Raw genomic sequence first — 13531 nt, forward strand, 5'->3', positions numbered from 1 at the left:
TCGGCTCTTGTTGCCGACCTTTGCTCCCGCATGGCTTCTACTCTTACCGACGGTCTGAATTTCCTGAGCAAGCTCACCCCGCGCCGGGCCCTGAACACGGCCCAGGTGGTAGGTGGCTACGCCCTGAGCAAGCTCACGGGCCGGGCCCGGCACTGGGGTTTGCCCCTGGCCCTGAGCTTCGAGCCCACCACCAGCTGCAACCTGCGCTGCCCGGAGTGCCCCAGCGGCCTGCGCAGCTTCACGCGGCCCACCGGCATGCTGCCCGACGAGCTCTTCAAACGCACCATTGACGAGCTGCACCAACGCCTGTGGTACCTGATTTTCTACTTCCAGGGCGAACCATACCTGCACCCCAACTTCCTGGACCTGGTAAAGTACGCCGCCGACAAGGGCATTTACACCGCCACCAGTACCAACGCCCACTACCTCAACGACCACAACGCCCGGCGCACGGTGGAGTCGGGCCTCGACCGGCTCATTATTTCCCTCGACGGCACCACCCAGGAAGTGTACCAGCAGTACCGGGTGGGCGGCAAGCTGGACAAAGTGCTGGAAGGCACCAAGAATATTGTCAAGTGGCGTAAAGAGTTGAAATCCAGCACGCCGCGCATCATCTTCCAGTTTCTGGTGGTACGGCCCAACGAGCACCAGATTGAGGATGCCAAGCAACTGGCCAAGGACCTGGGCGTGGACGACGTGTGGTTTAAAACGGCCCAGATCTACGACTACGAACAAGGCTCCCCGCTCATTCCCACCATCGACTACTACTCGCGCTACGAGAACAACAACGGCACCTGGAGCATCAAGAACAAGCTCCTGGACCACTGCTGGAAGATGTGGCACAGCTGCGTTATCACCTGGGACGGTCTGGTGGTACCCTGCTGCTTCGACAAAGACGCCGAGTACCGCCAGGGGGACCTCAAAACCGAAACCTTCCGCCAGCTCTGGCACGGCCCCAAGTACCAACAGTTTCGCGCCTCCCTGCTCAAAGGCCGGGACCAGATAGAAATGTGCCGCAACTGCACCGAAGGCACCAAAGTGTGGGGGTAGCGGTGAATGAGTGAGTTGTCGTTCGATGGCGCCTGTCCTTGTGAGACGCAGATGCAGTAACCCGTCCTCTGAAATATGCTGCGGTTGATAATGTGAAAAGCCCTTTCCCACATGCGTAGGAAAGGGCTTTCTTGTAAAAGAGCGTTGGTCACTACCAGATGAAAGATTGACGCCGCTTAATGCGTGGATGTCCTCCGTACTCGCAAGGACAGGTGCCACTGAACGACAACTCACTCAATCACCGCTATTCCGCCCACGGGTACATATCCGGGGGCGTGTGTTGGGCTACTTCGGTGGGCAGGGGGTGGAGGGCCTGGGTGTGGTCAATGAACAGGAAGGCGTCGTAGCGCTCAGCCATGAGGGAGGGCACGTAGTTGCCGAACTGCTCAAACTCGGGGCGGTAGACCACGCCGATGGCCCGGTGGCCGAAGGTTTGCTTCAGGGCAGCTGTGCCTTTGAGTTCCGGGGAAAGCAGCAGGGCGTTTTCGCCTTGTAGCTGGTTGTGCAGCAGCTCTTCCCAGGAGCCGCGGATGGCGCGCGGCACGGGCATTACCTCCCAGGGCGCCCCCCACTTTTTGCCCGCAATAACGCTGCCCTGGTAAGAGCCGAAACCGACGGCAAACACCTGGTTCCGGCCGTACATCTGCCGGGCCAGCTGCCCGATGTTCACGGTGTTGTCGCGGGCCATGTCGGTGTAGCGGGCGTCGCCGATATGGGTGTTGTGCTCCCAGATAATAGCCTTGCTGTCGGGGCCGTGCAGGTCGAGCAGGCGGGTAAGGGTTTCCATCATGTGGCCGTCGCGCACGTTCCAGGAGGCGGGGCCGCCGCTAATCATGGCCCGGTAGTAGCGCTCGGCATTCACGGCCACCAGGGCGTTTTGCTCGGCGGCAAAGGCAGTTTCCCGCTCCAGCCCGGCCGGCGGGGTACTCGTGCGCAGCTGCCGCCGTAGGCTTTGCAGCATGTGGGTCACCTCGTCCTCGCAGTCATCCGACACGAAAGCCACGTGCTGGGCGTACTCCTGGGGGTCGTCGCCGTAGGGCTCGAAGCACTTAAAGGCCTGGTGAGCCGCGGCCACGGCCCCGTCGCCCTGCTTATTCACGAAGTGTAGAATTTCCTGCAGCGACTCCCAGAGGCTGTATACGTCGAGGCCGTAGAAGCCCACCCGCTCGGGCAGGGGCCGCTGCTGGTTGTGGCGGTGCAGCCAGTCGATGAGGGCCGCTATTTCCCAGTTGCCCCACATCCAGGTCGGCCAGCGGTTAAAGGTTTGCAGCAGCCGGGCCGCGCTGCCGTACTCCGGCTGGTCCTGCTTGATGGCGCAGTTCACCTCGAAGCAGTCGGGCCAGTCGCCTTCCACGGCCATAAACTGGAAGCCTTTCTCCTGAATCAGGCGCTTGGTCAGGGCCGTGCGCCAGGTATAGTACTCGTGGGTGCCGTGGGAAGCTTCGCCGAGCAGCACGATACGAGCGTCGCCGATGGCCGCCATAAGCGGGTCGAGGTCGGCGGCAGAGCGGAGCGGGTGGGTGGGGAGGGAGGAAGTCTTCACGGTTCAGGTTGGGTGGGGTGAAAACGCAAAAACGCGCCTTGGCTGGGCCAAAGCGCGCTCCGTTGAGCTTAAAGGGGGTAAGCGCAACGCTTACTTATGGGCTTTCTTCAGGTTCTTGCCCAGGTCCTCCACTTTCTGGAGAAACGCGTCGGTATCGGCGTCGGCGTAGGTACCGTAGGCGTTGGAAATCGTGCCCCGGACCCCATCAACGCACTCAATGGCGTAGAGAATCGACATGTCGTCGGGGTCACTCTCGCCTTCGAAGCGGTAAAAATCCACGATGGTTACTTCCTCGGGAGCGTAGCTTCTCTTGGATTCATTATTAATCGTTTCCAACCGACCGGCTCGCACGTCGAAATCCTGCGTGAAGCCATCGGCGCTAAGCTTTTTCTCAACATTTATCAGGGAGCGTTCTTCTTCTTTGTCTTGCATGGTCGTAGGGGTTCAGGTTGGTAGGGCAGCGTTTGGTGAGTGGAAGGGAGCCGAAAAACGAAGCCCCCGTGCCCGCTATACGCAGCGGGCACGGGGGCAGGTTGTCCGAAGTTGAGCAGTACGGGGCTCCTTACCGGGCCGCAGCCTGGGTTGTCGCCTTTTCAATGGTCCGCTGCAGGCGGTCCACATCAATAGTGGAGCAGGCGCCGCCGCAGCCCTTGGCGCAGCCGCTGGCCGTTTTGACGAAGAAGGCTCGCCAGAAAATACGGCCGACGTAGAACGTAGCGGCCAAGAAGAGCAGGGCAATGATGAGGTATTGCAGATTCATAACAGGCACAAAACTACGGAGAAGCGGGAAAAGTTTGAGTCTAATATGCTAATGTGGGGAATGGGCTCAGGTGCTAATGTGATTAATGTGCAGAATGTGGGGTGAATGTGTCCTTGCGAGCTTGCGAAGCAACCCGTCTGCTGAAATGCGCCAAGTATCCTTACGTGAAAAGCCCTTTCCCACGCATGCAGGAAAGGGCTTTCTGGTAAAAGGGCAGGTCGTACTGCGCAGAGGACGGATGGCCACGGCTGCGCCTCGCAAGGACAGACGATTAGCACATCAGCACATTCCTCCCCATTCGCACCTTAACGCCAGAACTCCCCAATGGTCTGCTGCATTTCTTTGTGGACGCGGCCGTTGCTGGCTACTACCTGACGGCCGAAGAGGGGGTCACCGTCTTGCAGGAACTGGGTGACTTTGCCGCCGGCTTCGCGCACGAGCAGGATGCCGGCGGCCACGTCGTAGGAGTTGAGGTTGAACTCGAAGAAGCCCTCGAAGCGGCCGGCGGCCACCCAGGCCAGGTCGGCGGCGGCCGAGCCTACCCGGCGCACCCCGTGGGAGCGTTGCATAAAGGCCCCCAGAATTTGGAGGTAGTCCTGGAGCTGGCCGAACTGGGTGTAGGGAAAACCGGTGGCAATCAGGCTCTGGCCCAGCGTGGCGGCGTCGGAGACGCGGATGGGCCGCTCGTTGCAGAAGGCCCCGCCCCCGCGCACGGCCCGGAAGGTTTCGTCCCGGGTTACTTCATATACTACGCCGGCGGCCAGCTCCCCTCCGTGCAGCAAGCCCACGCTCACGCAGTAGCAGGGCAAGCCGTGGATGAAGTTGGTGGTGCCGTCGAGCGGGTCGATAATCCAGGTGTACTCGGTATCAGCGCTGGTGGCCAGGCTGTTGCCGCCGGTGGTGCCTTCCTCGGTGATAAAGCCCGCCGCGGGCAGCAGCTCCCGCAGCCCGGCCACGAGCAGGCGCTCCGCTTCCTGGTCGACGTACGACACCAGGTCGTGCACGCCCTTGGTTTCGACGCGGCTGCGGTCGAAAGAGGCGGCTTCCTGGCGAATAAACTGGCCGGCGCGGCGGCATACTTCGGCCAGGCCGAGGCTGAGTTGGGTGAGGTCGGTCATGAGCAGGAATACTGCGGCGCGGGCGCCGGGTTGCAAAAGCGGGGTTAGAGCGTGGCCCGCAGCTGGAGCAGGAGCAGGGCAGTGTAGGCCACGGAAACGATAATAATGGCCCGGCGCAAGGTGCGGCCCGTGGTAGAGCGCCAAGCTTCATCCACTTGCTGCCGGGGCTTGCCGAGCACGGTTTTGCCTTCCGTCAGGCGGTAAAACCAGAGCATGATGGTATAGAAAATCAGCGGCAGCAGCCACGGGGGCACAAGTTCCATAGGGTCAGTTGAGGATAGCCGGACTTTATCAGGTCGGTCGGCGCGGGGGGCGCGAACTACAAAGCTCGCGCTACAGCTTGCTCAGCCGCGGCGGGCTGGCCGGCAAAGCGCCGGTTCAGGCCCCTAATCAGGGTGCCGAGCAGTAGCAGCACGGCCAGCACCTGCATGCCGGGGCCCAGCAGCTCGCCGTGGCGCACGTAGAAGGTCAGCTCCTCGTTGAGGCGCACGGTATAGCGGCGGCCGGCCTGAATCCACCAGCCGGTCTGGGTTTGGATGCGGCCCTTCTGGTCGATAAAGGCGGAAATGCCGGTGTTGGCCGAGCGGGCAATGTCGCGGCGGGTTTCGATGGCCCGCAGCGTGGCGTACTGCAGGTGCTGGTTGTGGCCGGGTGAGTCGCTCCACCACCCGTCGTTGGTGATGATGCCAATCAGCGTGGCCCCGTTCTGAATGTACTGGTTCACAAAGTCGCCGTACACCGATTCATAGCAAATCACCGGGGCCACGCGCAACGTGGAGTCGGCGGCGGCCATGCGGTACACGGTGCGCTCCTTTTGGCTGCCCAGGCCGCCGGCCGTGCCGCCCAGGTCGATGGTGGCGGCCTTCACCCAGTTGGGCACGCCTTCTACCCCCGGCACCAGCCTCGACTTATGGTAGAACCCGGCCCGGCCCGTGGCGCTGGGGAAGTGCACGGCCGTGTTGAAGAAGTCGTAGTAGCCCAGGTCGTCGCGGAAGCGGGCCGTTTCGCTGGCCGTTTCCTTGCTGGGGTAGGCCACCACGCTGGTCACGCCCGTAATGAGCTCCAGCCCCGGGTGCATACTCAGGAATTGCCGCACGCGCTGCACCTTGGGGTAGCTTTCGAAGTTGGCTTCCCAGTAGGGCTCGTCCAGGGCCGTTTCGGGCCAGAGCACCAGCCGCGTCTGGGGCGACAGCTGCTTCTCGGTGAGCTGAATCAGGCGGGTGAGCTGCTCGTCGTAGGAAATGAAGTTGGCCGTGCCCTCAAACTTCTCCTGGAAGGGGTCCACGTTGGGCTGAATCACCAGCACTTCCACCGGCTTGCCTTTTTCCTGGTAGGTGCTGCCAACCAGCAACGAGAGGCCGATGGGCAGCACCGTGGCCAGCAGCGGCGCAGCCCAGCGGCGCAGAGGTGCGGCAGGTGCGGAGCTTTCGGTTTTGGAGCCCAACCCAAACAGGGCTTTGAACACCAGAATATTGACCACCCAAATCCAGAGCGAGCCGCCCAGAAAGCCGGTGTACTCATACCACTGAATCAGCTGGTTGGCCTGGGCAAAGCCGTTGCCCAGCGTAAGCCAGGGCCAGGTGAAGTCCCAGTGCAGGTGGAGCTGCTCGAAGGCAATCCAGTAGATGGGCAAGGAAATATAGCCCAGCACCGGGCCCGCCAGCCGCTTAGTGTGGTAAAAGGCCATGGTGGGCAAACACATCAGCAAGGCGTTGAGCACCACGGCCGTGACGCCGCCGCCCACCGTGCTGTAGCTCACCCAGTAGGTCACAAACAAATTCCAGAGCACCAGCGTGAGGTAGGTGTAGCGAAACACCTTCCAGCCGCTGCTGCCCCGCTGCACCAGCACCTGCTCCAGGCGCAGGTAGGGCACCCAGGCCACCAGCAGGAGCAGGGCCAGGGGCGCAGGGTGCACCGGCCAGCCTACCCATAACAATGCCGCGGTGAGGAAAGCCAGCCCCGCCGGCCCCCACTTGCTATTCCCGATTTCCTTGAACGACGACAACGATTTCTCCTTTAATGGCTGCACGACCCGCAAAATCGGCCGCCAGCTCAGCCAGCGTCCCGTTCACGGTTTCTTCAAATAACTTGGTCAGCTCCCGGCTTACCGAGGCCAGCCGCTCGGGCCCGAAGGCCTCGGCCAGCTGCTCCAGGGTCTTGACGATGCGGTGGGGCGACTCGTAAAAAATCATGGTGCGCTGCTCCTGCTGTAGCTCCCGGATGCGGGTTTGCCGGCCTTTCTTGACCGGCAGAAAGCCCTCAAACGTGAACCGCTCCGCCCCGAAGCCCGATTTGAGCAACGCCGGCACGAAGGCCGTGGCCCCGGGCAAACACTCCACTTTCAGCCCTTTAGCCAGGCACTCGCGCACCAACAAAAACCCGGGGTCGGAAATTCCGGGCGTACCCGCATCCGACACCAAGGCCATCTTCTCGCCCTTCTCCAGGCGGTCCAGCACCCGCTGCACGGTCTGGTGCTCGTTGTGCAGATGGTAGCTCAGCATGGGCTTTTTCAAACCCAAATGCTGCATCAGCCGGCCGCTGGTGCGGGTGTCTTCGGCCAGCACCACATCCACTTCGCCCAGAATTCGGATGGCCCGCAGGGTGATATCCTCCAGGTTGCCGATGGGCGTGGGCACGAGGTACAGAACGGTAGGCGTTTCAGACGAGTCAGACATAGAGGCAAAGGTAACACGCGGCGTCACTCCTGGCGGAAGCTTACTAGCCCAGCCACTTTCACTACCTCCTCCGTGCTAGATATGCATATGGAAGGTATAGATACATAGTAAGGCAAACTCGATAGGTTGACGAAACTGATAGATATATCCTCATGCTTCATATATCTACAGCGAGGCTCCATATATTCATCGAAGAGCTTCTTATATCTACCGAAGCGGCTTTTCTATCCATCAAAGAGGTCTTTATATGCACCGAAGAGGTTGCACTATGCATCGCAAGGATATTTCTATGCATCGAAGAGGACCTTCTATTCATCGAAGAGAAACTTCTATTCATCGAAGGGAAATTTCTATTCATTGAAGAGATATATCTATCCATTGAAGATAACTTTCTATACACAGACAAGAAGTTTCGATACAGAGATGCCCTTTCTCGATACTCGTTAGCCCACCCCGTAGCGGGCGGCTGCGGCGTCGATGGCGGCGGCCAGGCGGTGGTCCCGCTTGGTGACGGTGTTGCCCGCGTCGTGGGTGCGCAGACGAAATTCCACCCGGCCGTACTCGTTGGCCCACCAGGGGTGATGGTCGAGGCGCTCGGCTTCGGCGGCCACTTCGCTCATAAAGGCCCAGGCCGTTTTGAAATCGGCGAATTGAAAGCTGCGGCAGAGGCTGTTGTCCTGTTCGGTCCACGTAGTTTCAGCGAGACGGTGCATTTTGGCCTGTTCCCAGCTAAGGCCAACCCATTCTGGTATCCGCCGAGGGGATGTTAAAGGCACATCTATCTGAATTGCTCCACCCAGCTGCTCTAATACGAATATAGCTGTAAGCCCTAGGTATCTAACGTTACCCTCTGTTGAGTTAAAAGCCGTGACATAATAACTGCGCTTTTTTATGTCCAAATCCAGGTCAATATGACGCCCTATTTCCTTGCTACTTAGAATAAATGTTTCTGGGTCAAAGCTTAATTCATGCCCTACGACACTACTGATTCTGCTGATAACAGTATCAAAAGCGGGTGGTACTGCCGGAAATTTTAGCGTGACATGGCTCAGCATAGGATGTTTTTATGATGTCTATTTGATTTCAGGTATATGATCTGAACCAGTCAGCAGGTCGCGCACTTGCATTAGGGCAAAGCCCAGCAGGTTAAGCCCACGCCATGTAGCTGGGTTGGCAGCGGCGGCGTGGTCCTGGGCCAGGCCAATACCCCAGATGGCGTCCACGGGGCTGGCCTCGACCAGCACTTGCTGGCCGGTGTTCAGCAGAAACTCCCGCAGCGCGGGGTGTTGGCTGAACTTGGCCGCGTTGGCGCGCACCACAATGTCGAAGCGGGCGGCCAGCCAGGCGGCCTCCTCGAAGTTCTGGATTTGCCGGCCCAGCTTTTTGGCGTCGTTGGGACTCTTGGCGGCCAGAATAGCGGCCCGGGTAGCTTCGTCCTGAAAGAGCCGGGCTTTTTCGGCCATCATGTAGTGCTCGGCCGTGGGGTAGCTGTGGCCTTCCAGCTCGAAAGCGGCCGGGTACCACTGGCTGAAGCACTCCTTGCCCACGGCACCCGGCTTGGGCGTGTGGCCCCAAAAATAGAGGTACTCGAACGACTGCCCGGCGGCCAGGGCGGCGCGGAGGGAATCCAGGGAATAAATAGGGGCGGAGGAAGCGGAGTTCGTCATAGCAGGCGCAGTTTACGGCCTTTCCCGCAACCGCCCAGCAAAACCCTATTCCGCAAAACCTAGTACACTTCCCTACCACCCTATCAACCTAACCCCCAACCGACCCCCATGGCTATTAACCCAAATAACCGCCCTGTGCGGGTGATAAACGACGACACGACCAACGAGGAGTTTCAGGCCGGCCACATCATTCCCGACGCGGATCCGCCCAAGAACGAAGCCGCCCGCGGGGGCTTCGGCAACCGCGAAGGCAAGGAAGGCTACGGCACCGACAGCGGTACGGGCAGCACGGCCGTTTCGGTCAACGAAGACGCTGACCGCCCCGACCACCCCGCCGACAACTTCCGCACCGCCGACGAAGGCGCCGACCAGCGCCCCAACCAGGACCTGCCCGCCGACGATGATATGGACGAGCGCCGCGTAGCGCCCCCGATGGATGAGCTCGAAGCCGACGACCGTCGGGGCCGCGACGAAATGCAAAACCCCAACTCCCGCGTGGGCATGGGCCAGATGGAGCAGATTCAGCCCGACCCTTCCAAAGTAGGCGCCTCCACCCAGACCAACGCCGAACTAACCGACCCCAACGCCACCGACACGGCTATTGACCAGTAAGGCCGCGGGGCCGCCGCTACCCACGCGGCAGCCCTGGTGCCCGGTGGTTTATTTTTTCTATTGCATTGCTTTTCAACCTTTAACCCGAAGAACGCCATGCCTTACAAGAGCAATAACACCAACCAGCAGTCCAAGGAAAACCACGGCAGCCCCTCCCAGTCGGAGCAGCCCAAAGGCGCCGGCAACCTGCCGGTGAACATGCAGGACGAGGAAACCGAAAACCGCTTGGAGCAGGAAGCCCAGGATGCGCCCCAGCGCCATCCCAACCGCAACCTCGAAAAGCCCGACCTCGACAAGCCGCCCTACAGCTAGGCTAGTCTGACTTCCTTCTTACCAGTACCCCGGCGCCCGGCCCACGACTCTGTTTCGTAGGCCGGGCGCTGGTTTGTTATACAAGTTAGGAGGCGCTTCAATGGGGCCCGTTAATCCCTGCCTGCAAGGAGGAGCAAACCGGAAGCCGCGGCGGTACCGTATAGAACTAATTCGGCCCAACCTCCTGGGCTGGCTTCCATTTCTGCATGGCCCGCTACGTCACCACTGATATCCACGGTTGCTTACACACCTTCCGACACCTAGTCGAGAAAGTGTTGGCGTTGCGGCCGCAGGATGAGCTTTACCTGCTGGGCGACTACGTCAACAAGGGCCCCGACAGCCGCGGCCTGCTCGATTACCTGATGCAGCTCACGGCCCAGGGCTACCAGGTGCAGAGCCTGCGCGGCAACCACGACCAGGAGCTGCTCGACGCGGCCCGGGGGCGGACTCACCTCTCGTGGGCTTCCCAGGCCGACCGCAGCCTGACGCTCAAAAGCTTCGGCGTGCCCGACTGCCAGGCCATTCCGGAACCCTACCTGCAGTGGCTGGAGGCGCTGCCCTACCAGCTCGATATTGAGGGCTTTACGCTGGTCCACGCCGGCTTCAACTTCCGCCTGCCGCCCGAGAAGATGCGCACCGACTGGCACACGATGCTCAATACCAAGCAGTTTACCTTCGATGCTTCCCGCCTGCAGGGCCGGCGCCTGCTGCACGGCCACGTGCCCACGCCCACGGCCCAGGTAAAGCAGAAAGTGAAGCTGAAGGCCGGGGCCATCGGCCTAGATACGGGCTGCGTGTACCGGCTCAACCCCGAGCTTTCCCACTTGGCCGTGCTGGAGCTGGATTCGTTTGAGCTCACGCTGCAGCCCAATATCGAGCCGCCCTACTTTATCACGCAGCGCTAACCAGTGCCCTCGGGGCCGGCTTAATCTTCGTCCCGCAGCACGTTGGCCCGCAGCACCTGCTGGGCAGCGCGCCGGTACGGGTTGAGCGAGTCGATGGCAACTTCGCGAAAGGCGGCGCGGGCTTCGGGCCACTGCTGGGCCGCCCAGTGGGCCACGGCCAGGTGGTAGCGGGCCTTGCGTGACAACAACGAGCCGGGCTGCTGAATCACGCGGCGCAGGTAGGGGCGAGCCGCGCGGCCATCCCCGGCGCTGAGTAGGAAAACCCCGTTGTAGTAGAGCATCGTGTCGGGGCCCAGGTTGTCGGTAGGCACCCGGCGCAGGGCGTGCAAAGCGGCCGGGTAGTGGCCCTGCCGGTACTGCTCCATGGCTTCGGCCAGCAGCGGCCGGTGCTCATCCAGCGTGGCCGACTGCGGCAGACCCGGGTCGGCTACGTAGTAGGTGCTCCAGGCTTTGTCGGCCGGCCGGCCGCCGGGCCGCAGCACAAACCAGAGCCCGAGCAACACCACGACCAGCACCGTAAACACGGTGCCCCAGCGCGTCTGGGCCCGCCGCTGCCGCCGCTTGATGCGCACCAGAGCCGTTTGGCGCTGGTCGAGCCGCCGGTCGAGGGCCAGCAGGCGGTGGCGCAGGGTTTCGTGCCCGGCCACCCAGCGCAGGTCAGCCGTCACCTGCTCGTAGGTTTCGTAAGCTTCCCGCAAATGCGGGTCCCGCTGCAGGCGCTCCTCGAAGGCATCCTGCTCGATAGTCGTCATTTGGCCGTCGGCAAAGCGTTCCAGCTCATCCAAAAACGGGCGCAGCTCAGCGGGCGACATCATGCAGGTTCAAGCAAAGAAAAGGCGGAAGTAAATAACGGTAACGAGGCGCTAAGCTACGCAGAATCAGACGGCAGCGGCCGGGGTGTCGTTCGGGTCCAGGGCCCGGGCCCGCAGCTCGATGAGCTTGCGCAGGCAGCTGGCTTTCTGCAAGCGGGCCACGGTAGCATTGGCGAAGCCCATCTTGCCGGCCACCTTCTCAAAATTGTAGCCCCGGAAGTAGAAGTACATGAGCACCTGCTGGCAGTCGGCACCCAGCTGGGTGAACACCTTGAGCAGCTGCTGGCGGCGGCCGGCTTCCACCTGGGGCAGCTCGGCGGTAGTTTTCTGGGCCTGAATCTGCTCCTGGGCCATGCCGTAGAGGTAGTTGCGCAAATCGGGCGGTAGCTTGGTCACCCGGCCGTCGGCCACCTGGTCGTAGAAGTCGACCAGCACGGCGCGCAGCAGCTCGTGGGCGGCGGCGGGCTCCAACTGGTGCTGCCGGCGGGCCCACCGGGCAAAATGGTCCCGCTGGGCCTCGTAAAACGTAATCAAAAACGTCTGATTTCCCATCCGCAGATGGGTCAGGGCTTCGGCCAGAGGCTGGTTCATGCTTCAAGTAACAACGAATGGATGACAATACGAGCGAAGCCGGCAAAAAGCCGAGCCCGGCATTCCTGCGCCCACTCTCGTAAGTTCGCACCGCCAAGCAGCCCGTCGGGGCTGCCCCGCCGATTGTTGCCGGCCGGATGTTCCCTGATAAACGATTCACCCGTACCTTTGAACCTATGGAAACTCGCACTGCCCCCATTGCACAGGACACGGTCCTGTTCGACCTCATCCGCCAGGAAAAGGAACGTCAGACCCACGGTATTGAACTGATTGCCTCGGAAAACTACGTTTCCGAGCAAGTGATGCGGGCGCAGGGCTCCATCCTGACCAACAAATACGCCGAGGGCCTACCCGGCAAGCGCTACTACGGCGGCTGCGAAATTGTGGACCAGGTCGAGCAGCTGGCCATCGACCGGGCCAAGGAGTTGTTCGGCGTGGAGTGGGTGAACGTGCAGCCCCACTCCGGGGCCCAGGCCAATGCGGCCGTCATGCTGGCCATTCTGAACCCCGGCGACAAAATCCTGGGCTTCGACCTGAGCCACGGCGGCCACCTCACCCACGGCTCCCCGGTAAACTTCTCGGGCAAGCTCTACCAGCCCAGCTTCTACGGCGTGGAGCCCGAAACCGGCCTGATCGACTGGGAGAAAGTAAAGGAAACGGCCCGCCGCGAGCAGCCCAAGCTCATCATCTGCGGGGCCTCGGCCTACTCCCGCGACTGGGACTACAAAGCCCTGCGCGAAGCCGCCGACGAAGTAGGTGCCCTGCTGCTGGCCGATATTTCCCACCCCTCGGGCCTGATTGCCAAGGGCTTGCTCAACTCGCCCTTCGAGCACTGCCACATCGTAACGACGACCACCCACAAAACCCTGCGCGGCCCCCGCGGCGGCCTGATCATGCTGGGTAAGGACTTCGAAAACCCCTTCGGCCTGAAAACGCCCAAGGGCGAGCTGCGCATGATGTCGGCTTTGCTCGACTCGGGCGTATTTCCCGGCACCCAGGGCGGCCCGTTGGAGCACGTCATCGGAGCCAAGGCCGTGGCCTTTGGTGAATGCCTCTCAGACGCCTATACCGAGTACACCCACCAGGTAATCCGCAACGCCCAGGCCCTGGCCAAAGGCTTCGTGGACCGCGGCTACCAGATTATCAGCGGCGGCACCGACAATCACCTGATGCTCATCGACCTGCGCAGCAAGGGTCTGACCGGCAAGCTGGCCGAAAACACCCTCATCAAGGCCGACATCACCATCAACAAGAACATGGTGCCCTTCGATGATAAGTCGCCCTTCGTAACCAGCGGCATGCGCATCGGCTCGGCCGCCGTCACGACCCGCGGCCTGCGCGAGGCCGACATGGCCCGCATCGTGGAGTTTATCGACGACGTGCTGATGCACCACAGCGACGAGGCCCACCTGCTCAAAGTGCGCGGCCAGATCAACGAATGGATGCAGCAGTACCCACTTTTTGCCTAATTCAATGAGCGAATGAG

Annotated in this window: 16 protein-coding genes; 5 read left to right on the top strand and 11 right to left on the bottom strand. The window is 61.4% G+C overall.

Annotation, left to right across the window (positions count from 1 at the left end):
- Positions 1-30 precede the first annotated feature (30 nt).
- Positions 31-1050 (top strand): SPASM domain-containing protein, encoded by a 1020-nt coding sequence (locus tag CLV45_RS17445; protein WP_100337766.1) that lies wholly within the window; start codon positions 31-33, stop codon positions 1048-1050.
- A 244-nt stretch (positions 1051-1294) separates the two neighbouring features.
- On the opposite strand, the gene CLV45_RS17450 is transcribed toward CLV45_RS17445, so the two are convergent.
- The 9 genes from CLV45_RS17450 to CLV45_RS17490 form a co-directional block, all read right to left on the bottom strand.
- On the bottom strand, positions 1295-2593 hold the full coding sequence (locus tag CLV45_RS17450) for an erythromycin esterase family protein (RefSeq protein ID WP_245882904.1): 1299 nt from the start codon (positions 2591-2593) through the stop codon (positions 1295-1297).
- 90 nt (positions 2594-2683) lie between these two features.
- Positions 2684-3025: a hypothetical protein gene (locus tag CLV45_RS17455; protein ID WP_100337768.1), complete on the bottom strand. Its 342-nt coding sequence runs from the start codon at positions 3023-3025 to the stop codon at positions 2684-2686.
- A gap of 130 nt (positions 3026-3155) precedes the next feature.
- Entirely contained in the window at positions 3156-3353 is a 198-nt protein-coding gene (locus CLV45_RS25225; protein WP_211289966.1) for a FeoB-associated Cys-rich membrane protein, read from the bottom strand.
- A 305-nt stretch (positions 3354-3658) separates the two neighbouring features.
- A complete protein-coding gene (locus CLV45_RS17465; RefSeq protein ID WP_100337769.1) occupies positions 3659-4471 on the bottom strand; it encodes an inositol monophosphatase family protein in 813 nt (270 codons plus the stop codon).
- Positions 4472-4515: 44 nt separating this feature from the next.
- Positions 4516-4734, bottom strand: coding sequence for a hypothetical protein (locus CLV45_RS17470; protein WP_100337770.1), 219 nt, complete (start codon positions 4732-4734; stop codon positions 4516-4518).
- Positions 4735-4790: 56 nt separating this feature from the next.
- Positions 4791-6500: an apolipoprotein N-acyltransferase gene (lnt, locus tag CLV45_RS17475; RefSeq protein WP_245882905.1), complete on the bottom strand. Its 1710-nt coding sequence runs from the start codon at positions 6498-6500 to the stop codon at positions 4791-4793.
- Positions 6448-7146, bottom strand: coding sequence for a 16S rRNA (cytidine(1402)-2'-O)-methyltransferase (rsmI, locus tag CLV45_RS17480; RefSeq protein WP_100337771.1), 699 nt, complete (start codon positions 7144-7146; stop codon positions 6448-6450). Before rsmI ends, lnt begins: the two co-directional genes overlap by 53 nt.
- Before the next feature lie 443 nt (positions 7147-7589).
- Positions 7590-7859, bottom strand: coding sequence for a 4a-hydroxytetrahydrobiopterin dehydratase (locus CLV45_RS17485; protein WP_100337772.1), 270 nt, complete (start codon positions 7857-7859; stop codon positions 7590-7592).
- Positions 7860-8219: 360 nt separating this feature from the next.
- Entirely contained in the window at positions 8220-8813 is a 594-nt protein-coding gene (locus CLV45_RS17490) for an NADAR family protein (RefSeq protein ID WP_100337773.1), read from the bottom strand.
- A gap of 108 nt (positions 8814-8921) precedes the next feature.
- Here CLV45_RS17490 and CLV45_RS17495 point away from each other — a divergent pair, with 108 nt between their 5' ends.
- From CLV45_RS17495 to CLV45_RS17505, 3 genes are all read left to right on the top strand, one after another.
- The gene (locus tag CLV45_RS17495) at positions 8922-9425 is read left to right on the top strand and encodes a hypothetical protein (protein ID WP_100337774.1); all 504 of its coding nucleotides are present in this window, start codon (positions 8922-8924) and stop codon (positions 9423-9425) included.
- Between the two features lie 96 nt (positions 9426-9521).
- Positions 9522-9737 (top strand): hypothetical protein, encoded by a 216-nt coding sequence (locus tag CLV45_RS17500; RefSeq protein ID WP_100337775.1) that lies wholly within the window; start codon positions 9522-9524, stop codon positions 9735-9737.
- 206 nt (positions 9738-9943) lie between these two features.
- On the top strand, positions 9944-10642 hold the full coding sequence (locus CLV45_RS17505) for a metallophosphoesterase (RefSeq protein WP_100337776.1): 699 nt from the start codon (positions 9944-9946) through the stop codon (positions 10640-10642).
- Positions 10643-10662: 20 nt separating this feature from the next.
- Here the strand turns inward: CLV45_RS17505 and CLV45_RS17510 are convergent, their stop codons facing one another.
- Together CLV45_RS17510 and CLV45_RS17515 are read right to left on the bottom strand one after the other, a co-directional pair.
- Positions 10663-11457, bottom strand: a complete 795-nt coding sequence (locus CLV45_RS17510; RefSeq protein ID WP_157807613.1) for a tetratricopeptide repeat protein — start codon at positions 11455-11457, stop codon at positions 10663-10665.
- Positions 11458-11520: 63 nt separating this feature from the next.
- On the bottom strand, positions 11521-12045 hold the full coding sequence (locus CLV45_RS17515) for a sigma-70 RNA polymerase sigma factor region 4 domain-containing protein (RefSeq protein WP_100337778.1): 525 nt from the start codon (positions 12043-12045) through the stop codon (positions 11521-11523).
- A gap of 176 nt (positions 12046-12221) precedes the next feature.
- Between CLV45_RS17515 and CLV45_RS17520 the strand changes: the two genes are divergently transcribed.
- Positions 12222-13514, top strand: coding sequence for a serine hydroxymethyltransferase (locus tag CLV45_RS17520; protein ID WP_100337779.1), 1293 nt, complete (start codon positions 12222-12224; stop codon positions 13512-13514).
- Positions 13515-13531: the final 17 nt, after the last annotated feature.

It is taken from the genome of Hymenobacter chitinivorans DSM 11115 (assembly GCF_002797555.1).
Classification (GTDB): Bacteria; Bacteroidota; Bacteroidia; order Cytophagales; family Hymenobacteraceae; genus Hymenobacter; species Hymenobacter chitinivorans.